At 61.3% G+C, this 25,167-nt stretch carries 35 protein-coding genes; 30 read left to right on the top strand and 5 right to left on the bottom strand.

Annotation, left to right across the window (positions count from 1 at the left end; genetic code table 11):
- Window positions 1-3 precede the first annotated feature (3 nt).
- The 26 genes from rplB (at window position 4) to bfr (ending at window position 14,802) form a co-directional block, all read left to right on the top strand.
- Window positions 4-828, top strand: a complete 825-nt coding sequence (gene rplB, locus SA190iCDA_RS22400; RefSeq protein ID WP_013789760.1) for a 50S ribosomal protein L2 — start codon at window positions 4-6, stop codon at window positions 826-828.
- A gap of 16 nt (window positions 829-844) precedes the next feature.
- A complete protein-coding gene (gene rpsS, locus SA190iCDA_RS22395; protein ID WP_013789761.1) occupies window positions 845-1,120 on the top strand; it encodes a 30S ribosomal protein S19 in 276 nt (91 codons plus the stop codon).
- Between the two features lie 11 nt (window positions 1,121-1,131).
- Window positions 1,132-1,464: a 50S ribosomal protein L22 gene (gene rplV, locus SA190iCDA_RS22390; RefSeq protein WP_003103908.1), complete on the top strand. Its 333-nt coding sequence runs from the start codon at window positions 1,132-1,134 to the stop codon at window positions 1,462-1,464.
- 13 nt (window positions 1,465-1,477) lie between these two features.
- Window positions 1,478-2,164 carry a 30S ribosomal protein S3 gene (rpsC, locus tag SA190iCDA_RS22385; protein ID WP_013789762.1) on the top strand — a complete coding sequence of 229 codons (687 nt, stop codon included), beginning with the start codon at window positions 1,478-1,480 and terminating at the stop codon, window positions 2,162-2,164.
- A 12-nt stretch (window positions 2,165-2,176) separates the two neighbouring features.
- Window positions 2,177-2,590, top strand: coding sequence for a 50S ribosomal protein L16 (gene rplP, locus SA190iCDA_RS22380; RefSeq protein ID WP_003243901.1), 414 nt, complete (start codon window positions 2,177-2,179; stop codon window positions 2,588-2,590).
- The gene (gene rpmC / locus SA190iCDA_RS22375) at window positions 2,590-2,781 is read left to right on the top strand and encodes a 50S ribosomal protein L29 (RefSeq protein ID WP_013789763.1); all 192 of its coding nucleotides are present in this window, start codon (window positions 2,590-2,592) and stop codon (window positions 2,779-2,781) included. The genes rplP and rpmC overlap by 1 nt, the downstream gene beginning before the upstream one ends.
- Before the next feature lie 2 nt (window positions 2,782-2,783).
- Window positions 2,784-3,050: a 30S ribosomal protein S17 gene (rpsQ, locus tag SA190iCDA_RS22370; RefSeq protein WP_003243904.1), complete on the top strand. Its 267-nt coding sequence runs from the start codon at window positions 2,784-2,786 to the stop codon at window positions 3,048-3,050.
- 23 nt (window positions 3,051-3,073) lie between these two features.
- Window positions 3,074-3,442 (top strand): 50S ribosomal protein L14, encoded by a 369-nt coding sequence (rplN, locus tag SA190iCDA_RS22365; protein WP_002555479.1) that lies wholly within the window; start codon window positions 3,074-3,076, stop codon window positions 3,440-3,442.
- An 11-nt stretch (window positions 3,443-3,453) separates the two neighbouring features.
- The gene (rplX, locus tag SA190iCDA_RS22360; RefSeq protein ID WP_003463290.1) at window positions 3,454-3,768 is read left to right on the top strand and encodes a 50S ribosomal protein L24; all 315 of its coding nucleotides are present in this window, start codon (window positions 3,454-3,456) and stop codon (window positions 3,766-3,768) included.
- Between the two features lie 19 nt (window positions 3,769-3,787).
- Entirely contained in the window at window positions 3,788-4,327 is a 540-nt protein-coding gene (gene rplE, locus SA190iCDA_RS22355; RefSeq protein WP_013789764.1) for a 50S ribosomal protein L5, read from the top strand.
- A gap of 13 nt (window positions 4,328-4,340) precedes the next feature.
- On the top strand, window positions 4,341-4,646 hold the full coding sequence (rpsN, locus tag SA190iCDA_RS22350) for a 30S ribosomal protein S14 (protein ID WP_013789765.1): 306 nt from the start codon (window positions 4,341-4,343) through the stop codon (window positions 4,644-4,646).
- 185 nt (window positions 4,647-4,831) lie between these two features.
- Window positions 4,832-5,224: a 30S ribosomal protein S8 gene (rpsH, locus tag SA190iCDA_RS22345; protein ID WP_013789766.1), complete on the top strand. Its 393-nt coding sequence runs from the start codon at window positions 4,832-4,834 to the stop codon at window positions 5,222-5,224.
- A gap of 12 nt (window positions 5,225-5,236) precedes the next feature.
- The gene (gene rplF / locus SA190iCDA_RS22340; protein ID WP_013789767.1) at window positions 5,237-5,770 is read left to right on the top strand and encodes a 50S ribosomal protein L6; all 534 of its coding nucleotides are present in this window, start codon (window positions 5,237-5,239) and stop codon (window positions 5,768-5,770) included.
- Between the two features lie 11 nt (window positions 5,771-5,781).
- Window positions 5,782-6,132, top strand: coding sequence for a 50S ribosomal protein L18 (gene rplR, locus SA190iCDA_RS22335; protein WP_003293038.1), 351 nt, complete (start codon window positions 5,782-5,784; stop codon window positions 6,130-6,132).
- Window positions 6,133-6,135: 3 nt separating this feature from the next.
- Window positions 6,136-6,636, top strand: coding sequence for a 30S ribosomal protein S5 (gene rpsE, locus SA190iCDA_RS22330; RefSeq protein WP_013789768.1), 501 nt, complete (start codon window positions 6,136-6,138; stop codon window positions 6,634-6,636).
- Window positions 6,637-6,638: 2 nt separating this feature from the next.
- Window positions 6,639-6,818 carry a 50S ribosomal protein L30 gene (rpmD, locus tag SA190iCDA_RS22325; protein ID WP_013789769.1) on the top strand — a complete coding sequence of 60 codons (180 nt, stop codon included), beginning with the start codon at window positions 6,639-6,641 and terminating at the stop codon, window positions 6,816-6,818.
- Between the two features lie 3 nt (window positions 6,819-6,821).
- Window positions 6,822-7,256, top strand: coding sequence for a 50S ribosomal protein L15 (rplO, locus tag SA190iCDA_RS22320; RefSeq protein WP_070887126.1), 435 nt, complete (start codon window positions 6,822-6,824; stop codon window positions 7,254-7,256).
- A complete protein-coding gene (gene secY, locus SA190iCDA_RS22315; protein ID WP_070887127.1) occupies window positions 7,257-8,585 on the top strand; it encodes a preprotein translocase subunit SecY in 1,329 nt (442 codons plus the stop codon).
- Window positions 8,586-8,613: 28 nt separating this feature from the next.
- Window positions 8,614-8,730: a 50S ribosomal protein L36 gene (gene rpmJ / locus SA190iCDA_RS22310; protein ID WP_002555468.1), complete on the top strand. Its 117-nt coding sequence runs from the start codon at window positions 8,614-8,616 to the stop codon at window positions 8,728-8,730.
- Window positions 8,731-8,861: 131 nt separating this feature from the next.
- Complete coding sequence (gene rpsM / locus SA190iCDA_RS22305; RefSeq protein WP_070887128.1) at window positions 8,862-9,218, top strand: 30S ribosomal protein S13; 357 nt, start codon at window positions 8,862-8,864, stop codon at window positions 9,216-9,218.
- A gap of 30 nt (window positions 9,219-9,248) precedes the next feature.
- Entirely contained in the window at window positions 9,249-9,638 is a 390-nt protein-coding gene (gene rpsK / locus SA190iCDA_RS22300; RefSeq protein ID WP_013789773.1) for a 30S ribosomal protein S11, read from the top strand.
- A 17-nt stretch (window positions 9,639-9,655) separates the two neighbouring features.
- Window positions 9,656-10,276 (top strand): 30S ribosomal protein S4, encoded by a 621-nt coding sequence (gene rpsD / locus SA190iCDA_RS22295; RefSeq protein WP_013789774.1) that lies wholly within the window; start codon window positions 9,656-9,658, stop codon window positions 10,274-10,276.
- A 22-nt stretch (window positions 10,277-10,298) separates the two neighbouring features.
- Window positions 10,299-11,300 carry a DNA-directed RNA polymerase subunit alpha gene (locus tag SA190iCDA_RS22290; RefSeq protein ID WP_013789775.1) on the top strand — a complete coding sequence of 334 codons (1,002 nt, stop codon included), beginning with the start codon at window positions 10,299-10,301 and terminating at the stop codon, window positions 11,298-11,300.
- Window positions 11,301-11,343: 43 nt separating this feature from the next.
- Window positions 11,344-11,730, top strand: coding sequence for a 50S ribosomal protein L17 (gene rplQ, locus SA190iCDA_RS22285; RefSeq protein ID WP_042552930.1), 387 nt, complete (start codon window positions 11,344-11,346; stop codon window positions 11,728-11,730).
- Between the two features lie 171 nt (window positions 11,731-11,901).
- Window positions 11,902-14,193 carry a catalase/peroxidase HPI gene (gene katG, locus SA190iCDA_RS22280; RefSeq protein WP_070887129.1) on the top strand — a complete coding sequence of 764 codons (2,292 nt, stop codon included), beginning with the start codon at window positions 11,902-11,904 and terminating at the stop codon, window positions 14,191-14,193.
- Between the two features lie 144 nt (window positions 14,194-14,337).
- Complete coding sequence (bfr, locus tag SA190iCDA_RS22275) at window positions 14,338-14,802, top strand: bacterioferritin (protein ID WP_070887130.1); 465 nt, start codon at window positions 14,338-14,340, stop codon at window positions 14,800-14,802.
- A 114-nt stretch (window positions 14,803-14,916) separates the two neighbouring features.
- Here the strand turns inward: bfr and uvrA are convergent, their stop codons facing one another.
- Window positions 14,917-17,772, bottom strand: coding sequence for an excinuclease ABC subunit UvrA (uvrA, locus tag SA190iCDA_RS22270; RefSeq protein ID WP_070887131.1), 2,856 nt, complete (start codon window positions 17,770-17,772; stop codon window positions 14,917-14,919).
- Between the two features lie 187 nt (window positions 17,773-17,959).
- Here uvrA and SA190iCDA_RS22265 point away from each other — a divergent pair, with 187 nt between their 5' ends.
- Together SA190iCDA_RS22265 and SA190iCDA_RS22260 are read left to right on the top strand one after the other, a co-directional pair.
- Window positions 17,960-19,348, top strand: coding sequence for an MFS transporter (locus SA190iCDA_RS22265; RefSeq protein WP_070887132.1), 1,389 nt, complete (start codon window positions 17,960-17,962; stop codon window positions 19,346-19,348).
- Window positions 19,349-19,363: 15 nt separating this feature from the next.
- On the top strand, window positions 19,364-19,858 hold the full coding sequence (locus SA190iCDA_RS22260; RefSeq protein WP_070887133.1) for a single-stranded DNA-binding protein: 495 nt from the start codon (window positions 19,364-19,366) through the stop codon (window positions 19,856-19,858).
- A 59-nt stretch (window positions 19,859-19,917) separates the two neighbouring features.
- Here the strand turns inward: SA190iCDA_RS22260 and SA190iCDA_RS22255 are convergent, their stop codons facing one another.
- Window positions 19,918-20,265 carry a hypothetical protein gene (locus tag SA190iCDA_RS22255; protein ID WP_083329869.1) on the bottom strand — a complete coding sequence of 116 codons (348 nt, stop codon included), beginning with the start codon at window positions 20,263-20,265 and terminating at the stop codon, window positions 19,918-19,920.
- A 241-nt stretch (window positions 20,266-20,506) separates the two neighbouring features.
- Between SA190iCDA_RS22255 and SA190iCDA_RS22250 the strand changes: the two genes are divergently transcribed.
- Both SA190iCDA_RS22250 and SA190iCDA_RS22245 read left to right on the top strand, forming a co-directional pair.
- Entirely contained in the window at window positions 20,507-21,391 is an 885-nt protein-coding gene (locus tag SA190iCDA_RS22250) for a sugar nucleotide-binding protein (RefSeq protein ID WP_070887135.1), read from the top strand.
- Window positions 21,384-22,313, top strand: coding sequence for an NAD-dependent epimerase/dehydratase family protein (locus SA190iCDA_RS22245; protein ID WP_070887136.1), 930 nt, complete (start codon window positions 21,384-21,386; stop codon window positions 22,311-22,313). The genes SA190iCDA_RS22250 and SA190iCDA_RS22245 overlap by 8 nt, the downstream gene beginning before the upstream one ends.
- A gap of 182 nt (window positions 22,314-22,495) precedes the next feature.
- Here SA190iCDA_RS22245 and SA190iCDA_RS22240 read toward each other — a convergent pair whose 3' ends face one another.
- The 3 genes from SA190iCDA_RS22240 to SA190iCDA_RS22230 form a co-directional block, all read right to left on the bottom strand.
- Entirely contained in the window at window positions 22,496-23,188 is a 693-nt protein-coding gene (locus tag SA190iCDA_RS22240) for an OmpW/AlkL family protein (protein ID WP_070887137.1), read from the bottom strand.
- 137 nt (window positions 23,189-23,325) lie between these two features.
- Entirely contained in the window at window positions 23,326-23,847 is a 522-nt protein-coding gene (locus SA190iCDA_RS22235) for a DUF3299 domain-containing protein (RefSeq protein ID WP_070887138.1), read from the bottom strand.
- Window positions 23,848-23,904: 57 nt separating this feature from the next.
- A complete protein-coding gene (locus SA190iCDA_RS22230) occupies window positions 23,905-25,167 on the bottom strand; it encodes an ABC transporter permease (RefSeq protein WP_070887139.1) in 1,263 nt (420 codons plus the stop codon).

The following is a 25,167-nucleotide window of genomic DNA, read 5'->3' as shown; positions in this document are numbered from 1 at the left end:
ATCATGGCAATCGTTAAATGCAAACCGACTTCCGCGGGCCGCCGTTTTGTGGTCAAGGTGGTCAATCAGGAGCTGCACAAAGGCGCTCCTCATGCTCCACTGCTCGAGAAGAAGTCGAAGTCTGGCGGTCGTAACAACAACGGCCGTATCACCACCCGTCATATCGGTGGTGGTCACAAGCAGCATTACCGTCTGGTCGATTTTCGTCGCAACGACAAAGATGGCATTCCTGCCACTGTCGAGCGCGTTGAATATGACCCGAACCGTACCGCGCACATCGCTCTGCTGAAATATGCCGACGGTGAGCGTCGTTACATCATCGCACCGAAAGGTGTGAGCGCCGGCGATCAGCTGGTTGCAGGTTCGATGGCGCCGATCAAGGCCGGCAACAGCCTGCCGCTGCGTAACATTCCGGTGGGTTCGACCGTTCACGGTATCGAGCTGAAGCCGGGCAAAGGTGCTCAGATCGCTCGTTCCGCTGGTGCTTCGGCGCAGCTGATCGCTCGTGAAGGCGTCTACGTCACCCTGCGTCTGCGCAGCGGTGAAATGCGTAAAGTGCTGGCCGAATGCCGCGCGACCCTGGGCGAAGTCTCGAACTCCGAGCACAGCCTGCGTTCGCTGGGTAAAGCTGGTGCCAAGCGCTGGCGTGGCGTTCGCCCGACCGTTCGTGGTGTTGCCATGAACCCGGTCGACCACCCACACGGTGGTGGTGAAGGTCGTACCTCTGGTGGTCGTCATCCGGTGTCTCCATGGGGCTTCCCGACTAAGGGCGCGAAGACTCGTGGTAACAAACGCACCGACAACATGATCGTCCGTCGTCGCAAGTAACTAGAGGGATACGACAGTGCCACGTTCTCTGAAAAAAGGTCCTTTTATCGATCTTCACCTACTGAAGAAGGTCGAAGTGGCAGCAGAAAAGAACGATCGCAAGCCGGTTAAAACCTGGTCGCGTCGTTCGATGATTCTGCCGCAGATGGTCGGTCTGACCATCGCCGTGCATAACGGCCGTCAACACGTCCCCGTTCTCGTGAACGAAGACATGGTCGGCCACAAACTGGGCGAGTTCGCCGGTACCCGCACTTATCGTGGGCACGTGGCTGACAAGAAAGCCAAGCGTTAAGGGGTAAGGAAATGGAAGTAGCCGCTAAGTTGTCGGGCGCTCGCATCTCCGCCCAGAAAGCCCGCTTGGTCGCCGACCAGATCCGCGGGAAGAAGGTGGGCGAAGCGCTCAACCTGCTGGCTTTCAGCAGTAAGAAAGCCGCGGAAATCATGAAGAAAGTGCTGGAGTCGGCCGTGGCCAACGCCGAGCACAACGAAGGCGCCGACGTTGATGACCTGAAGGTCAGCACCGTTTTCGTCAACGAAGGGCGTTCGCTGAAGCGCATCATGCCGCGTGCCAAAGGCCGCGCTGATCGCATCGTCAAGCGGTCTTGCCATATCACTGTCAAGGTTGCGGACAAGTAACGGAGTCGATCAGATGGGTCAGAAAGTACATCCCACTGGCATTCGCCTGGGAATCGTCAAGGATCACACCTCCGTCTGGTACGCAGACGGCCGGACTTATGCGGACTACCTGTTCGCTGATCTGAAGGTGCGTGAGTATCTCCTCGACAAACTAAAAAGCGCGTCCGTAAGCCGTGTCGACATCGCTCGTCCGGCTCAAACCGCACGCATCACCATCCACACCGCTCGTCCCGGCATCGTGATCGGCAAGAAAGGTGAAGATGTTGAGAAGCTGCGTCAGGACCTGACCAAGCAAATGGGTGTGCCGGTGCACATCAATATCGAAGAGATCCGCAAGCCGGAGCTCGACGGTATGCTGGTTGCGCAGAGCGTAGCTCAGCAGCTGGAGCGTCGCGTTATGTTCCGTCGCGCCATGAAGCGCGCTGTACAGAACGCCATGCGTATTGGTGCCAAGGGCATCAAGATCCAGGTGAGTGGTCGTCTCGGCGGTGCGGAAATCGCACGTACCGAGTGGTACCGCGAAGGTCGTGTGCCGTTGCACACCCTGCGCGCTGACATTGACTATGCCACCTACGAAGCGCACACCACCTACGGTGTGATCGGTGTGAAGGTTTGGATCTTCAAGGGCGAGGTCATCGGTGGCCGCCATGAAGAGCTGAAGCCGCAAGCACCTGCGCCTCGTAAAGCTGCTAAGAAATAAGGAGTACGCATCATGTTGCAACCAAAGCGTACGAAGTTCCGTAAGCAGATGACCGGCCACAATCGTGGTCTGGCTCAACGCGGTAGCAAGGTCAGCTTCGGCGAGTTCGCCCTGAAGTCCGTTGCCCGCGGTCGTCTCACCGCCCGTCAGATCGAGTCCGCTCGTCGTGCTCTGACTCGTCACGTTAAGCGTGGCGGGAAGATCTGGATTCGCGTTTTCCCGGACAAGCCGGTTACCAAGAAGCCTCTCGAGGTGCGTATGGGTAAAGGTAAGGGTGGCGTTGAATATTGGGTAGCCCAGATCCAGCCAGGCAAGGTCCTGTACGAGATCGAAGGCGTTTCCGAAGAGCTGGCGCGTGAGGCTTTCGCCCTGGCTGCTGCAAAGCTGCCGCTCGCCACCACCTTTGTTAAACGGACGGTGATGTGATGAAAGCGAAAGAACTTCGTGAAAAAAACGCAGAGCAGCTGAACGAGCAACTGCTCGGCCTGCTGCGCGACCAGTTCAATCTGCGCATGCAGAAAGCAACTGGTCAGTTGGGGCAGTCTCACCTGCTCTCGCAAGTTAAGCGCGACATTGCTCGTGTGAAAACTGTGCTCAACCAGCAGGCAGGTAAGTGATCATGGCCGAAGTTGAAAAAACAGTCCGTACGCTGACCGGCCGTGTCGTCAGCGACAAGATGGACAAGACCATCACCGTTCTGATCGAGCGTCGCGTAAAGCACCCGATCTACGGTAAATACGTCAAGCGTTCGACCAAGCTGCACGCTCACGACGAATCCAACCAGTGCAAGATCGGCGACAAGGTTTCCATCCGTGAAACCCGTCCGCAGTCCAAGACCAAGTCCTGGGCTCTGGTTGAAGTCGTCGAACGCGCCGTCGAAGTCTAAGAGCTAAGGGTCGGAGAAATTTTATGATTCAGACTCAATCCATGCTCGATGTGGCTGACAACAGCGGTGCACGTCGTGTCATGTGCATCAAGGTGTTGGGCGGCTCCCATCGTCGCTACGCCGGCATCGGCGACATCATCAAGGTCACCGTCAAGGAAGCAATTCCGCGCGGCAAAGTGAAGAAAGGTCAGGTCATGACCGCAGTGGTCGTTCGTACCCGTCACGGCGTTCGCCGTGCCGACGGTTCGATCATTCGCTTCGACGGCAACGCTGCTGTTCTGCTGAACAACAAGCAGGAGCCGATCGGTACCCGCATCTTCGGGCCAGTGACCCGTGAACTGCGTACCGAGAAGTTCATGAAGATCGTCTCGCTCGCCCCTGAAGTGCTTTAAGGAGATCCGACATGCAAAAGATTCGTCGTGACGACGAGATCATCGTGATCGCCGGCAAAGACAAAGGTAAGCGCGGTAAGGTGCTCAAGGTTCTCGCTGACGACCGTCTGGTCGTCGGTGGCATCAACCTGGTCAAGCGTCATACCAAGCCGAACCCGATGTCGGGCGTTCAAGGCGGTATCGTCGAGAAAGAAGCGCCACTGCACGCTTCCAACGTTGCCATTTTCAACAGCGAGACCAACAAGGCTGACCGCGTTGGTTTCAAAGTCGAAGACGGCAAGAAAATTCGTGTCTTCAAGTCCACCCAGAAGCCGGTTGGCGCTTGAGAATCATAGGTAAAACACCATGGCACGACTGAAAGAGATTTACCGGAAGGAAATCGCGCCCAAGCTGAAGGAAGAACTGAAGCTGGCCAACGTGATGGAAGTTCCGCGCATCACCAAGATCACCCTGAACATGGGCCTGGGCGAAGCGATCGGTGACAAGAAAGTCATCGAGAACGCCGTTGCCGACCTCGAGAAGATCACCGGTCAGAAAGTCGTCGTGACTCATGCCCGCAAGTCGATCGCAGGTTTCAAGGTTCGTGAAGGTTGGCCGATTGGCGTCAAGGTCACTCTGCGTCGCGAGCGTATGTACGAGTTCCTGGATCGTCTGCTGTCCATCTCCCTGCCGCGCGTGCGTGACTTCCGCGGCCTGAATGCCAAGTCCTTCGACGGCCGCGGCAACTACAGCATGGGCGTGAAAGAGCAGATCATCTTCCCGGAAATCGATTACGACAAGATCGATGCGCTGCGTGGTCTGGACATCACCCTGACCACCACTGCCCGTACGGATGACGAAGGTCGCGCTCTGCTGCGTGCTTTCAAATTCCCGTTCCGCAACTGATTGGAGTAGGAACATGGCCAAGACGAGCATGAAAAACCGCGAGCTGAAGCGTCAGCGCACGGTTGCCAAGTACGCCAAAAAGCGTGCCGAGCTGAAAGCCATCATCGTGGATCAGAACGCAACTCCAGAAGCCCGTTGGGAAGCCAGCGTCGCCCTGCAGAAGCAACCACGTGATGCCAGCGCTTCGCGCCTGCGCAACCGCTGCCGCATCACCGGTCGTCCGCACGGTGTATTCCGCAAGTTCGGTCTGTCGCGTATCAAGCTGCGTGAAGCAGCCATGCGTGGCGACGTACCAGGTCTGGTCAAGGCCAGCTGGTAAGCCGACGCGGCAAACGCCGGAGCCTGCTCCGGCGTTCAAGCAATATCAATCAAGCCCCTTTTGGGGCTTGATTCATTTTTGATCAGTCTCTAGAATGCCCGGCTCTCCTGAGCCCGGATTTCCGTGAGCTCTGGTGATTCTTTAGCCGAGAGGCTAATTCTTTTTGTATCAGGAGCGTCTAGCCCATGAGTATGCAGGACCCGTTAGCGGACATGCTAACTCGTATCCGTAATGCCCAGATGGCTGAAAAGTCCGTCGTAAGCATGCCTTCTTCTACCCTGAAGGTGGCTGTAGCCAAAGTTCTCAAAGACGAAGGTTATATTGCGGGTTATCAGATCAGCGGCGAAGCAAAGCCGCAGCTGTCCATCGAGCTGAAGTACTTCGAAGGCCGTCCGGTCATCGAAGAGGTCAAGCGCGTCAGCCGTCCCGGCCTTCGCCAGTACAAATCCGTCGATGATCTGCCGAAAGTTCGCGGCGGTCTCGGTGTTTCCATCGTCTCCACCAACAAGGGTGTGATGACGGACCGCGCTGCGCGCGCTGCCGGTGTCGGCGGCGAAGTGCTTTGCACTGTGTTCTAAGGGGGGATAAGCATGTCTCGCGTTGCTAAGAACCCCGTCAAGCTGCCTGCTGGTGTAGAGATCAAACTCGCCGGTCAGCAGCTTTCGGTGAAGGGTGCCAAGGGCACTCTGGAACTGAACGTTCACTCGTCCGTTGAGGTGCTGCAGGAATCCGGTGAGCTGCGTTTCGCTGCTCGCAACGGCGACCAGCAGACTCGTGCGATGGCCGGTACTACCCGCGCTCTGGTTAACAACATGGTCATCGGCGTAAGCCAAGGCTTCGAGCGCAAGCTCCAGCTGATCGGTGTTGGTTACAAGGCGCAGGCCAAGGGTCAGGTGCTGAACCTGGCGTTGGGCTTCTCTCACCCTATCGACTACCAACTGCCGGAAGGCGTTGTGGCCGAAACCCCGAACCAGACCGAGATCCTCATCAAGGGTGTCGACAAGCAGCTGGTTGGTCAGGTTGCCGCGGAGATTCGTGACTTCCGCCGTCCTGAACCTTACAAGGGCAAAGGTGTTCGTTACGCTGACGAAGTCGTCCGCCGTAAAGAAGCCAAGAAGAAGTAAGGGGCTAGGAAATGACCGACAAAAAAGTTACTCGTCTGCGTCGCGCTCGCAAAGCACGCCTGAAAATGCACGAGCTCGAAGCCGTGCGTCTGTGCGTGTATCGCTCTTCGCAGCACATCTACGCCCAGGTCATCTCGGCCGACGGCAGCAAGGTTCTGGCCAGCGCCTCTACCTTGGACAAAGCACTGCGTGACGGCGCCACCGGCAACGTCGACGCGGCCAAGAAAGTTGGTGAGCTGGTTGCCGAGCGTGCGAAAGCCGCTGGCGTGACCCAGGTTGCATTCGACCGTTCTGGCTTCAAGTACCACGGCCGCGTCAAGGCGCTGGCTGATGCTGCTCGTGAAGGCGGGCTGGAGTTCTAAGTTATGGCAAATAACGACCAAAAGCGCGACGAAGGCTATATCGAGAAGCTGGTTCAGGTGAACCGCGTTGCCAAGACCGTTAAAGGCGGCCGTATCTTCACCTTCACCGCGCTGACCGTGGTAGGTGATGGCAAGGGCCGTGTAGGTTTCGGCCGTGGCAAATCCCGTGAAGTGCCGGCTGCCATCCAGAAGGCGATGGAAGCTGCTCGTCGCAACATGATCCAAGTTGATCTGAACGGCACCACCCTGCAGTACGCCATGAAGTCCGCCCACGGCGCTTCGAAGGTTTACATGCAGCCCGCTTCCGAAGGTACCGGCATCATCGCTGGTGGCGCCATGCGTGCCGTCCTGGAAGTCGCTGGTGTTCAGAACGTTCTGGCCAAGTGCTACGGCTCTACCAACCCTGTGAACGTGGTTCATGCCACTTTCAAAGGTCTGAAGGCTATGCAGTCTCCGGATTCGGTTGCAGCCAAGCGTGGCAAGAGTGTCGAGGAGATTCTCTAACCATGGCTAACACCGTCAAAGTGACTCTGATCAAGAGCACCAATGGCCGTCTGGCCAATCACAAAGCCTGCGTCAAGGGTCTCGGCCTGCGTCGCATCAATCATACCGTCGAGGTTCTGGATACTCCGGAAAACCGCGGCATGATCAACAAGGCTTATTACCTTCTCCGTGTGGAGGGTTGATCCATGTACCTGAACGATTTGAGTCCAGCGCCGGGTTCCCGTCGCGAGAAGCACCGTCCGGGCCGTGGTATCGGTAGTGGTTTGGGCAAGACCGGTGGCCGTGGTCACAAGGGTCAGACCTCCCGCTCCGGTGGCACCATTGCTCCGGGTTTCGAAGGCGGCCAGCAGCCTCTGCACCGTCGTCTTCCCAAGTTCGGTTTCGTGTCTCTGAAAGCTATGGATCGTGCGCAAGTGCGTACCTCCGAGCTGAACAAGATCGAAGGCGACGTAGTTACTCTGCAGGCGCTGAAGGATGCCAACCTGATTAATCAAAACGTACAGCGTGTGAAAGTCATGCTGTCCGGTGAGATTACTCGCGCGGTCACCCTCAAAGGTATCGCTGCCACCAAAGGTGCGCGTGCGGCTATCGAAGCAGCTGGCGGTAAGTTCGAGGAATAAATGGCTAAGCAAGGTGCTCTCTCTGCTCTGGCTGGTGGCGGGTTGTCCGAACTCTGGGCTCGTCTGCGCTTTCTGTTCATGGCGATCATCGTCTATCGAATCGGCGCGCATATCCCAGTTCCCGGTATAAACCCTGACCGTCTGGCCGATCTGTTTCGACAGAATGAGGGGACCATTCTTAGCTTGTTCAACATGTTTTCCGGCGGCGCGCTGGAGCGGATGAGCATCTTTGCACTGGGGATCATGCCGTACATTTCGGCATCGATCATCATGCAGTTGATGACCGCCGTGAGCCCGCAGCTGGAGCAGTTGAAGAAGGAAGGTGAGGCTGGTCGTCGCAAGATCAGCCAGTACACCCGCTACGGCACCTTGGTTCTGGCGTTCGTCCAGGCTATCGGCATGTCCGTTGGCCTGGCGAGCCAGGGCGTAGCGTTCTCGGCTGATTTCGGCTTCCACTTCGTTGCAGTCACCACCTTCGTGGCGGGTGCAATGTTCATGATGTGGCTGGGCGAGCAGATCACCGAGCGCGGTGTTGGCAACGGTATTTCGATGCTGATTTTTGCGGGCATCGTAGCCGGTCTGCCGTCGGCGATCGGGCAGTCTTTCGAGTCTGCACGGCAGGGCGATATCAATATCTTCGCCCTCATCGCCATCGGTTTGCTGGCAGTAGCGATCATCGGTTTCGTGGTGTTCATTGAGCGTGGCCAGCGTCGCATCGCGGTGCACTACGCCAAGCGTCAGCAGGGCCGCAAGGTCTTCGCTGCGCAGACCAGCCACCTGCCGTTGAAGGTGAATATGGCGGGCGTAATCCCGGCCATCTTCGCCAGCAGCCTTCTGTTGTTCCCGGCCTCGCTGGGTGCCTGGTTTGGTCAGTCCGAAGGTATGGGCTGGCTGCAGGATATTTCACAGGCTATCGCTCCTGGTCAGCCGTTGAACATTTTGCTGTTTAGTGCAGGGATCATTTTCTTCTGCTTCTTCTATACAGCGCTGATGTTCAACCCGAAAGACGTAGCGGAAAACCTGAAGAAGTCCGGTGCCTTTATTCCGGGTATCCGTCCCGGTGAGCAGTCCGCACGCTATATCGATGGCGTTCTGACCCGCTTGACCATGTTCGGTGCTCTGTACATGACGGCCGTATGCTTGTTGCCCCAGTTTCTGGTGGTGGCGGCCAACGTACCGTTCTACCTTGGCGGGACCTCGTTGCTGATCGTGGTGGTGGTTGTGATGGACTTCATGTCGCAAGTACAATCGCACCTCGTTTCACACCAGTACGAATCCCTGATGAAGAAAGCCAACCTGAAGGGCTACGGCAGCGGCATGCTCCGCTGAAGTGTCCATAAGGTTCGAGGAGTTGGTGATGAAAGTTCGTGCATCGGTGAAAAAGCTGTGCCGCAACTGCAAAATTATTCGCCGTGAAGGTGTAGTGCGAGTGATTTGCAGCGCGGAACCGCGTCACAAACAGCGCCAAGGCTGAATGTGATCGACGCTATAAGCCCGGCAGCTAGTGCGCTGCCGGGTTGATTATTTGTTTTTACAGCGATAATATCTCGCGCCCCATTTCTTGGCTTCCGGGGCGTAGGTAGCTGTCAATTGGAGTTCCACTGAATGGCCCGTATTGCAGGCGTTAACATTCCGGATAACAAGCACGCTGTTATCTCGCTGACCTACATCTTTGGTGTTGGTCGCACTACTGCACAGAAGATCTGTGCCGCTACCGGGATCAATCCGGCAGCAAAGATCAAGGATCTCTCTGACGAGCAGATCGAGCAGCTGCGTGGTGAAGTCGCCAAGGTGAATACCGAGGGTGATCTGCGCCGTGAAGTGAACATGAAAATCAAACGCTTGATGGATCTGGGTTGCTACCGCGGCCTGCGTCATCGTAAAGGTCTGCCGGTTCGCGGTCAGCGCACCAAGACCAACGCACGCACCCGTAAGGGCCCGCGTAAGCCGATCCGCAAGTAATCGCGTTCGCGAATCGACAGGAATTTAGTCATGGCAAAACCTGCTGCTCGTACTCGTAAGAAAGTCAAAAAGACGGTGGTTGATGGCATCGCCCACATCCACGCTTCTTTCAACAACACCATCGTGACCATCACCGACCGTCAAGGTAACGCCCTGTCCTGGGCTACTTCCGGTGGTTCGGGTTTCCGCGGTTCCCGCAAGTCCACCCCGTTCGCTGCCCAGGTGGCTGCAGAGCGTGCTGGTCAAGCTGCGCTGGAATACGGCCTGAAGAACCTCGACGTCAACGTCAAGGGCCCAGGTCCGGGTCGTGAGTCCGCTGTCCGTGCTCTTAACGGCTGCGGTTACAAGATCGCCAGCATCACCGATGTGACGCCTATCCCGCATAACGGGTGCCGTCCTTCGAAGAAGCGTCGCGTGTAATCAGGAGACAGTGAGAAATGGCTCGTTACATTGGTCCCAAATGCAAACTGTCTCGTCGTGAAGGCACTGATCTGTTCCTGAAGAGCGGCGTCCGCGCTCTGGAATCGAAGTGCAACATCGAAGCAGCCCCAGGTATCCACGGTCAGCGCCGTGGCCGTCAGTCCGACTACGGCACCCAGCTGCGTGAGAAGCAAAAAGTTCGTCGTATCTACGGTGTGCTGGAGCGTCAGTTCAGCGGTTACTACAAGCAGGCAGCCAGCCAGAAAGGCGCTACCGGCGAAAACCTGCTGCAACTGCTCGAGTGCCGTCTGGACAACGTCGTTTACCGCATGGGCTTCGGCGCTACGCGTGCCGAGTCCCGTCAGCTGGTTTCGCACAAAGCGATCAGCGTGAACGGCAAGACTGTCAACGTACCGTCCTACCAGGTCAAAGCTGGTGACGTGGTTGCAGTTCGCGAGAAGTCGAAGAATCAGCTGCGCATCGTTCAGGCTCTTGAGCTGTGTGCTCAGCGTGGCCGTGTTGAGTGGGTAGATGTAGACACCGAGAAGAAATCCGGCGTGTTCAAAAGCGTTCCGGTTCGTGGTGATCTCTCCGCTGACATCAACGAGAGCCTGATTGTCGAGCTCTACTCCAAGTAAGGGCTAGAAAATAGGTGCATCCATGCAGATTTCGGTAAATGAGTTCCTGACCCCCCGCCATATCGATGTGCAGGTGGTCAGTCAGACCCGCGCCAAGATCACCCTCGAGCCTCTCGAGCGTGGTTTCGGCCATACCCTGGGCAACGCGCTGCGTCGCATCCTGTTGTCCTCCATGCCTGGCTGTGCAGTAGTCGAGGCCGAGATTGACGGTGTACTCCATGAGTACAGCGCCATTGAAGGTGTTCAGGAAGACGTCATTGAAATCCTGCTCAACCTCAAAGGTCTGGCCATCAAACTGCACGGTCGAGACGAAGTTACACTGACTCTGGCGAAGAAGGGCTCTGGCGTCGTAACCGCTGCCGACATTCAGCTGGATCATGATGTTGAAATCGTCAACGGCGACCATGTAATCGCCAATCTGGCCGCTAATGGCGCGCTGAACATGAAGCTCGTCGTAGCTCGTGGTCGCGGTTATGAGCCGGCCGATTCGCGCCAGAGCGATGAAGACGAGAGCCGCAGCATTGGTCGCTTGCAGCTCGATTCTTCCTTCAGCCCGGTGCGTCGCGTGTCTTACGTGGTGGAAAACGCTCGCGTCGAGCAGCGCACCAACCTGGACAAGCTGGTTATCGATCTCGAAACCAACGGTACCCTGGATCCTGAAGAGGCCATCCGTCGTGCCGCTACCATCCTGCAACAGCAGCTGGCTGCATTCGTCGACCTGAAGGGCGACAGCGAGCCGGTTGTGATCGAGCAGGAAGACGAGATCGACCCGATCCTGCTGCGTCCGGTTGATGACCTTGAACTGACCGTCCGTTCGGCCAACTGCCTCAAGGCAGAGAACATCTACTACATCGGTGACCTGATCCAGCGCACCGAAGTAGAGCTGCTCAAAACGCCGAACCTGGGCAAGAAGTCCCTGACCGAAATCAAGGACGTTCTGGCTTCCCGTGGTCTGTCCCTCGGTATGCGCCTCGACAACTGGCCGCCGGCAAGTCTGAAGAAAGACGACAAGGCTACTGCCTGATCGTCATCATCACCGAACGTGTAGTTTGGTAAGGAATTGAACCATGCGTCATCGTAAAAGTGGCCGTCACCTCAGCCGCACCAGCGCTCACCGCAAGGCCATGTTTCAGAACATGGCGGTATCGCTGTTCGAGCATGAGCTGATCAAAACTACTCTGCCGAAAGCCAAGGAGCTGCGCCGCGTTGCCGAGCCGCTGATCACCCTGGCTAAAGAAGACAGCGTCGCTAACCGTCGTCTGGCTTTCGACCGTACTCGTTCGAAAGCCATCGTTGGCAAGCTGTTCAACGATCTGGGCAAGCGCTACGCCACCCGTCAGGGCGGTTACCTGCGTATCCTCAAGTGCGGTTTCCGCGCTGGCGACAATGCCCCGATGGCTTATGTTGAGCTGGTCGACCGTCCGGTCGGTGGTGCAGTAGAAGCTGCCGAATAAGGCATCGTTGCAAGAAAAGACCGGGCCTAGGCCCGGTTTTTTTATGGGTGTTTTTAGTCAAAAACTATCGCACTGTAAGTTGTTATTCATTTGTCGCTTCGCTTGTGCTCATCAATACTCAAGGCCAATCCCGCTTAGCCGGGAACGATCAGGCCAGCCAGGAGATAGACGATGAGTGACAAGAGCGAGGGCAAGTGCCCCTTTTCGGGGAAAGCCTCTGGGGAAACGCCGAAGCATGCGGCTGGCGGCGGCACCGGCAACCGTGACTGGTGGCCCAATCAGCTGCGCGTCGACCTGCTGCACCAGCATTCCGCCAAGTCCAACCCCCTGGGTGAGGCCTTCAACTATGCCGAAGCCTTCAACTCCCTGGACTATGAAGCCCTGAAGAAAGACCTGCGCGCCCTGATGACCGACTCGCAGGACTGGTGGCCCGCCGACTTCGGCCATTACGGCCCACAGTTCATCCGCATGGCCTGGCATGCCGCTGGCACCTACCGCACCGGCGATGGTCGTGGCGGCGCTGGCCGTGGCCAGCAACGCTTCGCACCGCTCAACAGCTGGCCGGACAACGTCAACATCGACAAATCGCGCCGCCTGCTGTGGCCGATCAAGCAGAAGTACGGCCAGAAGATCTCCTGGGCCGATCTGCTGGTACTCACCGGCAACGTCGCGCTGGAGACCATGGGCTTCCGCACCTTTGGTTTCGCCGGTGGCCGTGAGGACACCTGGGAACCGGATCAGGACGTTTACTGGGGCACCGAAAAGACCTGGCTGGGTGGCGATGAGCGCTATGGCAAGGGCGCAGCCGGCCGTGAAGACGACCAGGGCGTGCTGGTCGCCGATGCCGAGCTGCATGGCCAGGAGCAGGATCGCACCGATAGCCAGGGGCGCAATCTGGAGAACCCCCTCGCGGCCGTGCAGATGGGCCTGATCTACGTCAACCCGGAAGGCCCTGAAGGCAACCCGGATCCGCTCGCTGCCGCCCATGACATCCGCGAGACCTTCGCGCGCATGGCGATGAACGACGAGGAAACCGTTGCGCTGATCGCTGGCGGTCACACCTTCGGCAAGACCCACGGTGCCGGCCCGGCCGATCACGTTGGCGCCGAGCCGGAAGCCGCTGGTCTGGAAGAGCAAGGCCTGGGCTGGAGCAGCTCGTTCGGCAGCGGCAAGGCCGGCGATGCGATCACCAGTGGCCTGGAGGTGACCTGGACGACCACGCCTGCGCAGTGGAGCAACAACTTCTTCGAGAACCTGTTCAAGTTCGAGTGGGAGCTGACCAAGAGCCCGGCCGGCGCCCATCAGTGGGTGGCCAAGAACGCCGAGGCGATCATTCCCGATGCCCATGATCCGTCGAAGAAGCGTCTGCCGACCATGCTGACCACCGACCTGTCGCTGCGCTTCGATCCCGCCTACGAGAAGATCTCCCGGCGCTTTCTGGATAACCCGCAAGCCTTCGCCGAAGCCTTCGCCCGTGCCTGGTTCAAGCTGACCCACCGTGACCTGGGGCCGAAGTCGCGTTATCTGGGACCGGAAGTACCGAAAGAGGAGCTGTTGTGGCAGGACCCGCTGCCGGCCGTGCATCACCCGCTGATCGACGACGCCGAGGTGGCGGCCCTCAAGGCCCAGGTACTGGCCTCCGGTCTGTCGATCTCCGAGCTGGTCGGCACGGCCTGGGCCTCGGCTTCGACCTTCCGCGGATCCGACAAGCGCGGCGGGGCCAATGGTGCGCGCATTCGCTTGGCGCCGCAAAAGGACTGGGCGGCCAACCAGCCCGAGCAACTGGCCAAGGTGCTGGCAACGCTGGAGGGCATTCGTGGCGAGTTCAACCGCTCCGCCACCGGCGGCAAGCAGGTGAGCCTGGCCGATCTGATCGTGCTGGCCGGTAATGCCGGTATCGAGCAGGCCGCCAGCAAGGCCGGTCGCAACGTACAGGTGCCGTTCTCGCCCGGGCGCAGCGATGCGTCCCAGGCACAGACCGATGTCGAGTCCTTCGCCGTGCTCGAACCGATCGCCGATGGCTTTCGCAACTACCTCAAGGGCCGCTACAGCGTGCCGGCCGAGGCGTTGCTGATCGACAAGGCGCAGTTGCTGACCCTGACCGCGCCGGAGCTGACCGTGCTGATCGGCGGCCTGCGGGCGATCAACATCAACCTGGGCGGTACCAGCCATGGTGTGCTGACCGACAAGCCCGGCGCGCTGACCAACGACTTCTTCGTCAACCTGCTCGACATGGGCACAGCGTGGAAGGCGGCGGCCGGTGACAGCAACCTGTTCGAAGGGCGTGATCGCAAGAGCGGCGAGCTGAAGTGGACCGGCACCCGGGTCGACCTGGTGTTCGGTTCCAACGCCATCCTGCGTGCCCAGGCCGAGGTCTATGCCAGCGCCGACGCCCGCTTCATCGAGGACTTCGTGGCCGCCTGGACCAAGGTCATGAACCTCGACCGCTTCGATCTCGCCTGATCCATGGCCGGGCGCTCGCGTCCGGTCGGCGAACCGCTGCAGCACAACGCCTCCTGATTAGGGGGCGTTGTGCTTTTTGCTTGACCCCGGCGGGTGATGGGTCGAGCATTCACCTATTCCATTCGCTGCACCAAGGATTCGCGCATGAAGGGCCATATCGAAGTCATCGACTACCTGAAAACCCTCCTCAAGGGGGAGCTGGCCGCGCGCGATCAGTACTTCATCCACTCGCGTCAGTACGAGGACTGGGGCTTCAGCAAGCTCTACGAGCGCATCAATCACGAGATGGAGGAGGAGACCCAGCACGCCGATGCCCTGCTCAAGCGCATCCTCTTCCTGGAAGGCGTGCCGGACATGGTGCCGGATGCCTTCACCTTCGGGCAGACCGTACCGGACGCGCTGAAACTCGACCTGGCCCTCGAGTACCAGGTGCGCGCTGCCCTGAGCAAGGGCATCGAACTGTGCGAGCGTCACCAGGATTACCAGACCCGCGACATCCTGCTGCTGCAGCTCAAGGACACCGAGGAAGATCATGCCTATTGGCTGGAAATCCAGCTGCAGCTGATCGGCAAGCTGGGCCTGGAGAAGTACCTGCAGAGCCAGATGTGAGCGGCAAGCCGCAAGCTTCAAGCTGCAAGAAAAAGCCAGAGCGGATTACCTCCGTTCTGGCTTTTTCGTATCGGCTCTTACTTGCCGCTTGTGGCTTGCAGCTTATGGCTGCCGTCAGGCGCGATCACGCTCCAGCAACGGCTTGAGGAAGTGCCCCGTGTGGGACTGCGCCATCTCGGCCACTTCTTCCGGGGTGCCGACGGCGATGATCTGGCCACCCTTGGAGCCGCCTTCCGGGCCGAGATCGACCAGCCAGTCGGCGGTCTTGATCACGTCCAGGTTGTGTTCGATCACCACCACGGTGTTGCCGTGGTCGCGCAGGCGGTGCAGCACGTCGAGCAATTGCTGGATGTCCGCGAAGTGCAGGCCGGTGGTCGGCTCGTCGAGGATGTACAGGGTCTTGCCGGTGTCGCGCTTGCTCAGCTCGCGCGACAGCTTGACGCGCTGCGCCTCACCGCCGGACAGGGTGGTCGCCGACTGGCCGAGCTTGATGTAGGAAAGGCCCACATCCATCAGCGTCTGCAGCTTGCGCGCCAGGGCCGGCACGGCATCGAAGAAGGCGCGGGCGTCCTCGATGGTCATCTCCAGCACCTCGTGGATGCTCTTGCCCTTGTACTTGATCTCCAGGGTCTCGCGGTTGTAGCGCTTGCTCTTGCACACGTCGCAGGGCACGTAGATGTCCGGCAGAAAGTGCATCTCCACCTTGATCAGGCCGTCGCCCTGGCACGCCTCGCAGCGGCCACCCTTGACGTTGAACGAGAAGCGCCCCGGGCCGTAGCCGCGCGAGCGTGACTCGGGTACCCCGGCGAACAGCTCGCGGATCGGCGTGAACAGCCCGGTGTAGGTCGCCGGGTTGGAGCGCGGCGTACGACCGATGGGGCTCTGGTCGATGTCCACCACCTTGTCCAGGTGCTGCAGGCCGTCGATGCTGTCGTGGGCGGCGGCCTCCAGGGTGGTGGCACCGTTCAGGGCGGTGGCGCTGAGCGGGAACAGGGTGTTGTTGATCAGCGTCGACTTGCCCGAGCCGGAGACCCCGGTCACGCAGGTCAGCAGGCCGATGGGAATCTCCAGGTTGACGTTCTGCAGGTTGTTGCCGCGGGCGCCCTTGATCTTCAGCGACAGCTTCTTGTCTCGGGGCGTGCGCTTGGCCGGCACGACGATCTTGGTGCGGCCGGACAGGTACTTGCCGGTGACCGAGTCGGGGTGAGCCATGACTTCTTCGGCGGTACCTTCGGCGACGATCCGCCCGCCGTGCACGCCGGCGCCCGGGCCGATGTCGACCACGTAGTCGGCCATGCGGATGGCGTCCTCGTCGTGCTCGACCACGATCACCGTATTGCCGATGTCGCGCAGGTGGCGCAGGGTGCCGAGCAGGCGCTCGTTGTCGCGCTGGTGCAGGCCGATGGAAGGTTCGTCGAGAATGTACATGACCCCCACCAGGCCGGCGCCGATCTGGCTGGCCAGGCGGATGCGCTGGGCTTCACCGCCGGACAGGGTGTCGGCGCTGCGGTCCAGGGTCAGGTAGTCGAGGCCGACGTTGACCAGGAACTGCAGGCGCTCGCAGATTTCCTTGAGGATCTTGCTGGCGATCTCGCCGCGGCGGCCATCCAGGGTCAGGTCGCCGAAATAGTCGCTGGCCGCGCCGATCGGCATGCCGGTGACCGCCGGCAGGGTCTTCTCGCCCACCCACACATGGCGCGCTTCGCGACGCAGGCGCGTGCCGCGGCAGTCGGGGCAGGGTTGGGTGCTGAGAAACTTGGCCAGCTCCTCGCGTACGCTGGTCGATTCGGTCTCGCGGTAGCGGCGCTCGAGGTTGGGCACGATGCCCTCGAACGGGTGCGAGCGCTTGACGATGTCGCCCCGGTCGTTGAGGTATTTGAAGTCGACCTTCTGCGTACCGCTGCCGCCGAGAATGACTTTCTGATGCTCGCTATCGAGCTCGCCAAAGGGTTTGTCCAGGCTGAAGCGGTAGTGCGAGGCCAGCGAGCCGAGCATCTGGAAGTAATACACGTTGCGTCTGTCCCAGCCGCGTATCGCGCCTTCGGCCAGGGTCAGCTCGGCATTGACCAGGCGCTTGGCGTCGAAGAACTGCTTCACGCCCAAGCCGTCGCAGGTCGGGCAGGCGCCGGCCGGGTTGTTGAAGGAGAACAGCTTGGGCTCCAGTTCGCTGATCGAATGGCCGCACACCGGGCAGGCGAAGCGCGCGGAGAAGATGATCTCCTCGCCTTCCTCGCCCTGCTCTTTGTCGCCTTCGGCTGGGAGGGGCGCAATCAGGGCCAGGCCGTCGGCCAGCTTCAGCGCGGTCTCGAAGGATTCGGCCAGGCGCTGCTGCAGGTCGCCGCGGGCCTTGAAGCGGTCGACCACCGCATCGATGCTGTGCTTCTTCTGCTTGTCGAGCTTGGGCAGCTCGTCCAGCTCATACAGCTTGCCGTCGACCCGCACGCGCACGAACCCCTGGGCGCGCAGCTCGTCGAACACCGCCAGGTGCTCGCCCTTGCGCTCGCGGATCACCGGGGCCAGCAGCATCAGTTTGCTACCTTCGGGCATGGCCAGCACCTGGTCGACCATCTGGCTGACCGTCTGGGCTTCCAGCGGCAGGTCGTGGTCGGGGCAGCGCGGCGTACCGGCGCGGGCGTAGAGCAGGCGCAGGTAGTCGTAGATTTCGGTGATGGTGCCGACCGTCGAGCGCGGGTTGTGCGAGGTGGACTTCTGCTCGATGGAAATCGCTGGCGACAGGCCTTCGATGGTGTCGACATCGGGCTTTTCCATCATCGACAGGAACTGCCGGGCATAGGCGGACAGCGACTCCACGTAGCGACGCTGACCTTCGGCATACAGGGTGTCGAAGGCCAGGGACGACTTGCCGGAGCCGGACAGACCGGTGATCACGATCAGCTTGTCGCGTGGCAGGGTCAGGTCGATATTCTTCAGGTTGTGGGTACGGGCCCCACGAATCAGGATCTTGTCCAAAAGGAACCTCTAAGCTGACTGGTTTTTCGTCGCTGTCGTAACAGGAGGCCCTTGTCACAGCCTCGCGTGGCGGGCGGATAAACCGCCGAGTATACGGGCGGCAACAGTCGTGCGGCAAAGCGCCGCTGCTGTGCCAGTAGGGTTTCGACTGGTAGAATCGCCGGCTTGTTTCAACAGGTTATCGACGATGGGCGATTCGCACAGCGAACGCATGAGTGGCGCGGAAACCCGTGCAGCCGGTGGGCTGGCGTTGGTGTTCGCATTCCGCATGCTGGGCATGTTCATGGTGTTGCCGGTATTGGCTACCTATGGGCAGGAGCTCGCCGGTTCAACCCCGGCCCTGATCGGACTGGCGATCGGCGCCTACGGCCTGACCCAGGCCTTCCTGCAGATTCCCTTCGGGGTAATCTCCGACCGCATCGGTCGGCGACCGGTGATCTACATCGGCCTGGTGATCTTCGCCGCAGGCAGTCTGCTGGCCGCCAATGCCGATTCCATCTGGGGGGTGATCGCCGGGCGCGTGCTGCAGGGTGCCGGGGCGATTTCCGCGGCGGTGATGGCACTGCTGTCGGACCTGACCCGTGAGCAGCACCGCACCAAAGCGATGGCCATGATCGGCATGAGCATCGGCCTGTCGTTCGCCGTGGCCATGGTAGTCGGTCCGCTGCTGACCCGCGCCTTTGGCCTGTCCGGGCTGTTCCTGGCCACTGGCGCCTTGGCGCTGCTGGGCATCGTCATCGTCGCCGGCCTGGTGCCATCGAGTGCCGGGCCGCTGCAGCACCGCGAGTCTGGCGTCGCCAGGCAGGCGCTGTGGCCAACCCTGAAACACCCGGACCTGCTGCGCCTGGACTTCGCCATCTTCGCCCTGCATGCGATTCTCATGGCCAGCTTCATTGCCCTGCCGCTGGCCCTGGTGGAGCAGGGCGGCCTGCCCAGGGAACAGCATTGGTGGGTGTACCTCACCGCGCTGCTCGGCGGCTTCTTCCTGATGGTGCCGTTCATCATCTACGGCGAGAAGAAGCGCCAGATGCGCCGCGTGCTGATCGGCTCGATCGTCGTGCTGCTCGGCTGCGAACTGTTCTTCTGGGCGTTCGGCCATGGCCTGCGCAACCTGGTGCTGGGCATCGTGGTGTTCTTCACTGCCTTCAACCTGCTCGAAGCCTCGCTGCCCTCGCTGATCAGCAAGGTGGCGCCGGCCGGTGGCAAGGGCACGGCCATGGGCGTGTACTCGACCAGCCAGTTTCTCGGCTCGGCCCTGGGCGGCATCCTCGGTGGCTGGCTGTATCAGCACTACGGGCTGGCCGGCGTGTTTGCCGGCTGTGCACTGTTGACGGTTCTCTGGCTGGCCTTTGCTGTTACTATGCGTGAACCGCCGTATGTGACCAGCCTGCGGTTGCCGCTCTCCAGTGCGGCGTTGCAGGAAGCAGGTCTGGCCGAGCGAATTCAGGCAGCGCCGGGAGTGGCGGATGCCGTTGTGGTGGTCGAAGAGGCCGCCCTCTATGTGAAAGTGGATACCCAACAATTGGATCGCACGTCGCTGCAGCGCTTGATCGAAGCGGCGCCGGTGACGTGCTGAAAGTAGGAGAGCGTTATGGCCCGTGGGGTTAACAAAGTCATTCTGGTCGGTACCTGCGGACAGGATCCGGAAACGCGCTATCTGCCCAGCGGCAATGCCGTGACCAACCTGAGCCTGGCTACCAGCGAGCAGTGGACGGACAAGCAGACCGGTCAGCGCGTCGAGAAAACCGAGTGGCACCGTGTGTCGCTGTTCGGCAAGGTCGCCGAGATCGCCGGTGAGTACCTGCGCAAGGGCTCCCAGGTCTACATCGAGGGCAAGCTGCAGACCCGCGAGTGGGAAAAGGACGGCGTGAAGCGCTACACCACCGAGATCATCGTCGACATGCAGGGCACCATGCAACTGCTCGGCGGCCGTCCTGACGGCGCTGGTGGTGGTGAGCCGCGTCAGTCGCGCCCGGCACCGCAGCGCGAGCCGCAGCAGCAGGCGCCCCGCCAGTCCGCGCCGCAGCAGCAGAAGCCGCAGCCGGCCCAGGACTACGACAGCTTCGACGACGACATCCCGTTCTGATCGTCAGCTGACAGCAAAGGCCCCGCATTGCGGGGCCTTTTCGTTTCTGCCGGCGGAGTTCAGGCCGGGCTGAACCAGCGCTTGCGCAACAGCCCCTGGCAGATCCATAGCAGCAGGGCGATGCTGATACCGCAGAGGTTGGCCAGCACGTCCAGCGGGCTGAACTCGCGCACCGGCTGGAGCACGTGCTGCAGCCATTCCAGCAGGGGCGCCTGAATGTACAGCAGCGGCCACAGCAGCCAGCCTGGCGCCCTGGGAAAGGCGAGACGGGTGGTCAGCGACAGGCCGCCAAAGGCGACCAGATGCAGGAATTTGTCCGACTCGTCGAACAGGTCGGGTGGTGGCTCGGGGCGGAAAAGCCCGTAGGCGAGTACCGCGCAGCAGGCCAGGAACAGCAGTTTTCTCACGTTTTCTTCCTTCGTTTCTGATCGGCTCGGCATTCAGACCGGCGTCGCGCCCCAGGGTTGCCCGCTGCGTGCCTTGGTCGGGCCATGCATGTCAAGATGAAGCCCGGTGGTGACGGCGCGGGGTAAAAGCAGCAAAATGCAGGCCATGGGGCTGAACCGTTCGGGCTCTGCCAAGAGTCGGCCGTCCAGGCAGCCATGCCGGGCCTGACTCAAATCTGATTGGGGAGCTTGTAGTTTCGTTATGCGCATGCGCCTGTTGTTGCTGGGTGGTGGCAGTACGCTGGGTCGGGCGTTGATTCGTCTGGGGGCCGAAGAAGACATCGGTTTCCTTGCCCCGCGCCCGCCGGCCCAGGGTTGGGATGCCGCCAGCCTGACTCAGTTGGTCGACGATACCCGCCCTGATGCGGTGATCAACCTCGCTTACTATTTCGACTGGTTTCAGGCCTCCAAGGTCAGCGAAGAGCGTTTCACTGCCCAGGAGCGTGCGGTCGAGCGCCTGGCCGAGCTCTGCCAGCATCACGACATTCGCCTGCTGCAGCCATCCAGCTACCGGGTGTTCGATGGCTCCCGCGCCACCGCCTACAGCGAGAAGGACGAAACCCAGCCCCTGAGCATGCGTGGCCAGGTGCTGGTGCGCATGGAGCAGAGCGTGCGCGCCCTGTGCCCGCGTCACGTGCTGCTGCGTTTCGGCTGGATCCTCGATGACAGCCCGGACGGCCTGCTGGCGCGCTTTCTGGTACGCGCCGAGCGTGACAAGGCGCTGTTCCTGGCCGACGACCGGCGCGGCAACCCGACGCCGGTGGAGGATGCCGCGCGGGTAATCCTTGCCGTGCTCAAGCAGCTCGACTGCGCCGCGCCGCTATGGGGCACCTACCACTACGGTGGCCACGAGGCGACCACGGCGCTGGCCCTGGGCCAGGCGATGCTCAGCGAGGCCCGGCACCTGCGCCAGAACCTGCTGGAAGAAATCTGCGGCCAGGCCCATGCCGCCAGGGGCGACGCCTCGGAAGAGCCGCAGCACGGCGTCCTGGCGTGCAAGAAGATCCTTCACACCTTCGGCGTCAAGCCGCGCGCCTGGCGTGCCGGCCTGCCGAGCCTGCTGGAGCACTATTACCGCCATGTCTGATCAACCTGTTCTCGTCACCGGTGGTGCCGGCTTTATCGGCTCCAATCTGGTCGACGCCCTGCTTGCGCGCGGGCACAGTGTGCGCGTGCTGGATAACCTGTCCATGGGCAAGCTGAGCAATCTGCCGCTGGATCATCACCGCCTGAGCTTTATCGAAGGCGACGTGGCCGATGCCGCCCTGGTCAGCCGCGCGGTGGCCGGTTGCAGCGCCGTGGTGCACCTGGCGGCCGTGGCCTCGGTGCAGGCCTCGGTGGACGACCCGGTCAGCACCCACCAGAGCAACTTCATCGGCACCCTGAACATCTGCGAAGCGATGCGCGAGCACGGTGTGCGCCGCGTGGTGTTCGCCTCCAGCGCCGCGGTGTATGGCAACAACGGCGAAGGCGTGGCCATCGACGAAGACACCGCCAAGGCGCCGTTGACACCCTACGCGTCGGACAAGCTGGCCAGCGAGCACTACCTGGGGTTCTACGGGCGGCAACACGGGCTGGAGCCGGCGATCTTCCGCTTCTTCAACGTGTTCGGCCCGCGCCAGGATCCGTCGTCACCCTACTCGGGGGTGATCAGCATCTTCACCCAGCGCGCCCAGCAGGGCCTGCCGATCAGCGTGTTCGGTGACGGCGAGCAGACCCGGGATTTCTTCTACGTCGCCGATCTGGTGGAGTTGCTGCTGCAGGCGCTGGACGCCAGGCGGCCGGCTACCGGTGCGGTGAACGTGGGCTGGAACCAGGCGGTGAGCCTCAAGCAGTTGCTGACGCAGATCGGCGAGCTGCTCGGCGGGCTGCCGGCCGTGACTCACCTCGAGGCGCGGGCAGGGGATATCCGCCATTCCCGTGCCGACAATGGCCGTCTGGCCAGCGAGTACCGGCTGCCGGCGCAGACGTCGCTGCGTGATGGGCTGGCGGCGTTGCTCAATGGCTGAGGTGCCGAGCGCAAGGCAGCAAAAAGCCGGCAATGCCGGCTTTTTGCGTTGGTGGCGTTAGCGGTGTTGGTGGCTTATCTGTGGGAGCGGGCCATCATGCCCGCGAATTCGCGCGCATGGCGCGCTCCCACAAAAGCGGGCCGCTATCCGCTTTCTCCTTTCTGCTGTTTCTAATCGGCTATTCAGAACTTGTAACCCAGGCCCACCATATACACGAACGGGTCCACATCCACGTCGACCTTGGCGCGTACGCCCAGGGCGGTATTGTCCACGTAGGCGGTGGTGTCGATGTCGATATAGCGGGCCTGGGCGTTGATCATCAGCTTGTCGGTGAGCATGTAGTCGGCCCCGATCTGCCAGGCCAGGCCCCAGGAGTTCTTGGCGCGGAAATTGTCGAAGCCGGCTGACGAGGCGCCGCTGCCCACGTGTTCGTCGTAGATCCAGGTGTAGTTGATACCGCCGCCGACATAGGGCTGGAAGGCCGACTTGGCATCCAGCGGGTAGTACACCAGGCTCAGGGTCGGTGGCAGGTGCTTGAGGGTGCCGAGCTTGCCGTTGGCGGCGTCCAGCACGGTGCCCTTGATCTTCACGTCATGCTCGAACGGCGTGGCGGCGAGCAGTTCGATACCCAGGTGGTCGGTCAGCATATAGGCGAAGTTCAGGCCCAGCTGGGTGTCGCTGCTCATGGTCGCCTTGCCGCCCAGGTCGGCGCCCGCCAGGCCGCCGCGGTCAACCTTGACCGAGGAGCTGTCCGCTTCCGGGTTGACGGTAATGGCGCCGGCGCGCACGAGGATGTCTCCGGCCTGGTGTGCCTGGGCAATGGGGGCTGCCAGCGCCAGGGCGATCAGTGAGGCAGGGAACAGCGACTTGTACATGGTGAGCTCCTAACGGGTCATTCGAATCATCTCGGATGGCGTCAGGGTAGGGCGCTGAGCGGAGCGTCCCTTGACTCAGCTCAATAGCTGGCCAGGCAAGGGTGCGACAGTTTGTCACGATGCAGGGACGACAGCCCCTAATTGGCTGGCAGTTCGTAGGGATAGATCTTGTCGGCCGCCAGCTGGTAGCCGACTTCCGCCAGTTCGCTGCTGCTGTGCTCGACCTTGAGCGGGCCTTCGATCCAGAACGGCTGGTACAGCGCATCGAGCAGCACGCCCAGTTCGGTGGTGACGTGGATGATCTGATTGGACGGCGGTGGTGGCACATGGATACAGGCGCCGAAGTAGGGCACCAGCAGGAATTCGGTCACGCGGCCTTCTTCGGTGACGTCCAGCGGCACGATATAGCCGGGGATCTTCACCTGCTGGCCGTCCATCTCCTTGACCACCGGTGCCGACGGGAACTGCTGCAGCGAGGCCGCGCCGCCCTCGGACAGCGCGTCGCCCAGCTGCGACATGTCGTGCATCGGGGTCATCTGCGGCACCTGTGGCGGCGCATCCTTGGGAATCAGCTCCTGCCAGTTCAGGGTACGCAGTTCGGTGGCCCAGAGCGGCGAGGCGAGGGTGAGGAGCAGAGCGGTAAGCAGAGCGCGACGCATGACACTACCTTTGGATTGGAAAACGAAGCCGGGCTGATCAGGCCCGGCTTCGTGCCGTCACACCCGAATGGACAGCCCATCGGCCAGCGACTGGCGATACGCGCGCCAGGCCGGCACGCAGCCCATCAGCAGGGCGGCTGCCAGAATAGCGCCGAGCAGCGTCCACTCATAGGGCGTCGGTGCGCTGAGGGGTAGATACAGGCCGTAGTTGGCCTGCACGTAGCCCTGGGCACCGGCGATACCGGCATACAGCAGTGCGGTGCCCGCCACCACGCCGGCGACCGCCAGCGAAAAGGCTTCGAGGATCAGCAGGCTGGCGACATGCCGGGGCCGCGCACCGACCGAGCGGAGGATGGCCATCTCCCGGCGCCGCTCGTTGAGGCTGGTGAGAATCGCCGTGAGCATGCCGATCAGCCCGGTCAGCACCACGAACAGCGAGACCACGAACAGCGCCTTTTCCGCGGTGCCCATCAGGCTCCACAGCTCCTGCAGGGCGACACCGGGGAGAATCGCCAGCAACGGCTCGCCGCGGTATTCGTTGACCTCGCGCTGCACGGCGAAGGTGGCGATCTTGCTTTTGAGGCCCAGCATCGCCGCGGTGATTGCCTTGGGCTGCAGATCCATATGGCGCGCCTGCTCGGCGCTGACCTTGCCGGCGCCGCGGGCCGGTACGCCGTTTTGCCAGTCGACGTGCAGCGCCTCCATGCCTTCCAGGGAGATGTGCAGGGTGCGGTCTACCGGGGTGCCGGTGCGCGCCAGGATACCGCTGACCACGAAGGGCTTGTCGTCGTGCTGCTGCAGGCTGATGGCCGCGACACCGTGGGACAGCACCAGCTGGTCGCCGAGCTTGTAGTTCAGTGCCTGGGCCACTTCGGCGCCGAGCACCACGTCGAACAGATCGTGGAAGCGCTCGCCCTGGGCCAGTTGCAGGGCCTGGCCACGGCCGTAATGGTAGTGGTCGAAGTAGTCCTGGTTGGTGCCCATCACCCGGTAGCCTCGGTGCGAGTCGCCCAGGGAAATGGGAATTGCCCAGTCGACCTGGCGGTGGGCGGCGAGCTTCTCGAAGCTGTCCCAGCGGATGTTGTTGGTGGCGTTGCCGATGCGGAACACCGAGTAGAGCAGCAGGTTGACGCTGCCGGAGCGGGCGCCGACGATCAGGTCGGTACCGCTGATGGTATTGGCGAAGCTGGCGCGGGCTTCGGTACGCACCCGCTCCACGGCGAGCAGCAGGCACACCGACAGGGCGATGGCGAATACCGTGAGCAGGGCGGTGAAGCGGCGGTTGGCCAGGCTGGCCAGGGCGAGTCGTAACAGGAACAC

It is taken from the genome of Pseudomonas argentinensis (assembly GCF_001839655.2).
In the GTDB taxonomy this organism is placed as follows: Bacteria; Pseudomonadota; Gammaproteobacteria; order Pseudomonadales; family Pseudomonadaceae; genus Aquipseudomonas; species Aquipseudomonas argentinensis_B.
Note: the sequence above shows the minus strand (reverse complement) of the source record. Positions and strands in the feature narration are given on the sequence as shown.

Coding starts and splice junctions, on each gene's coding strand:
- rpsD (WP_013789774.1), top strand. CDS start 9,656: ATGGCTCGTTACATTGGTCCCAAATGCAAACTGTCTCGTCGTGAAGGC.
- rpsQ (WP_003243904.1), top strand. CDS start 2,784: ATGGCCGAAGTTGAAAAAACAGTCCGTACGCTGACCGGCCGTGTCGTC.
- rplE (WP_013789764.1), top strand. CDS start 3,788: ATGGCACGACTGAAAGAGATTTACCGGAAGGAAATCGCGCCCAAGCTG.
- rpsK (WP_013789773.1), top strand. CDS start 9,249: ATGGCAAAACCTGCTGCTCGTACTCGTAAGAAAGTCAAAAAGACGGTG.
- rplB (WP_013789760.1), top strand. CDS start 4: ATGGCAATCGTTAAATGCAAACCGACTTCCGCGGGCCGCCGTTTTGTG.
- rpsC (WP_013789762.1), top strand. CDS start 1,478: ATGGGTCAGAAAGTACATCCCACTGGCATTCGCCTGGGAATCGTCAAG.
- rplP (WP_003243901.1), top strand. CDS start 2,177: ATGTTGCAACCAAAGCGTACGAAGTTCCGTAAGCAGATGACCGGCCAC.
- rpmD (WP_013789769.1), top strand. CDS start 6,639: ATGGCTAACACCGTCAAAGTGACTCTGATCAAGAGCACCAATGGCCGT.
- rplQ (WP_042552930.1), top strand. CDS start 11,344: ATGCGTCATCGTAAAAGTGGCCGTCACCTCAGCCGCACCAGCGCTCAC.
- SA190iCDA_RS22260 (WP_070887133.1), top strand. CDS start 19,364: ATGGCCCGTGGGGTTAACAAAGTCATTCTGGTCGGTACCTGCGGACAG.
- bfr (WP_070887130.1), top strand. CDS start 14,338: ATGAAGGGCCATATCGAAGTCATCGACTACCTGAAAACCCTCCTCAAG.
- rplN (WP_002555479.1), top strand. CDS start 3,074: ATGATTCAGACTCAATCCATGCTCGATGTGGCTGACAACAGCGGTGCA.
- rplV (WP_003103908.1), top strand. CDS start 1,132: ATGGAAGTAGCCGCTAAGTTGTCGGGCGCTCGCATCTCCGCCCAGAAA.
- rpsM (WP_070887128.1), top strand. CDS start 8,862: ATGGCCCGTATTGCAGGCGTTAACATTCCGGATAACAAGCACGCTGTT.
- secY (WP_070887127.1), top strand. CDS start 7,257: ATGGCTAAGCAAGGTGCTCTCTCTGCTCTGGCTGGTGGCGGGTTGTCC.
- SA190iCDA_RS22245 (WP_070887136.1), top strand. CDS start 21,384: ATGTCTGATCAACCTGTTCTCGTCACCGGTGGTGCCGGCTTTATCGGC.
- rplR (WP_003293038.1), top strand. CDS start 5,782: ATGACCGACAAAAAAGTTACTCGTCTGCGTCGCGCTCGCAAAGCACGC.
- SA190iCDA_RS22235 (WP_070887138.1), bottom strand. CDS start 23,847: ATGCGTCGCGCTCTGCTTACCGCTCTGCTCCTCACCCTCGCCTCGCCG.
- rpmC (WP_013789763.1), top strand. CDS start 2,590: ATGAAAGCGAAAGAACTTCGTGAAAAAAACGCAGAGCAGCTGAACGAG.
- SA190iCDA_RS22250 (WP_070887135.1), top strand. CDS start 20,507: ATGCGCATGCGCCTGTTGTTGCTGGGTGGTGGCAGTACGCTGGGTCGG.
- katG (WP_070887129.1), top strand. CDS start 11,902: ATGAGTGACAAGAGCGAGGGCAAGTGCCCCTTTTCGGGGAAAGCCTCT.
- rpmJ (WP_002555468.1), top strand. CDS start 8,614: ATGAAAGTTCGTGCATCGGTGAAAAAGCTGTGCCGCAACTGCAAAATT.
- rplF (WP_013789767.1), top strand. CDS start 5,237: ATGTCTCGCGTTGCTAAGAACCCCGTCAAGCTGCCTGCTGGTGTAGAG.
- rplX (WP_003463290.1), top strand. CDS start 3,454: ATGCAAAAGATTCGTCGTGACGACGAGATCATCGTGATCGCCGGCAAA.
- rpsH (WP_013789766.1), top strand. CDS start 4,832: ATGAGTATGCAGGACCCGTTAGCGGACATGCTAACTCGTATCCGTAAT.
- SA190iCDA_RS22290 (WP_013789775.1), top strand. CDS start 10,299: ATGCAGATTTCGGTAAATGAGTTCCTGACCCCCCGCCATATCGATGTG.
- rpsE (WP_013789768.1), top strand. CDS start 6,136: ATGGCAAATAACGACCAAAAGCGCGACGAAGGCTATATCGAGAAGCTG.
- SA190iCDA_RS22265 (WP_070887132.1), top strand. CDS start 17,960: ATGGGCGATTCGCACAGCGAACGCATGAGTGGCGCGGAAACCCGTGCA.
- rplO (WP_070887126.1), top strand. CDS start 6,822: ATGTACCTGAACGATTTGAGTCCAGCGCCGGGTTCCCGTCGCGAGAAG.
- SA190iCDA_RS22240 (WP_070887137.1), bottom strand. CDS start 23,188: ATGTACAAGTCGCTGTTCCCTGCCTCACTGATCGCCCTGGCGCTGGCA.
- rpsN (WP_013789765.1), top strand. CDS start 4,341: ATGGCCAAGACGAGCATGAAAAACCGCGAGCTGAAGCGTCAGCGCACG.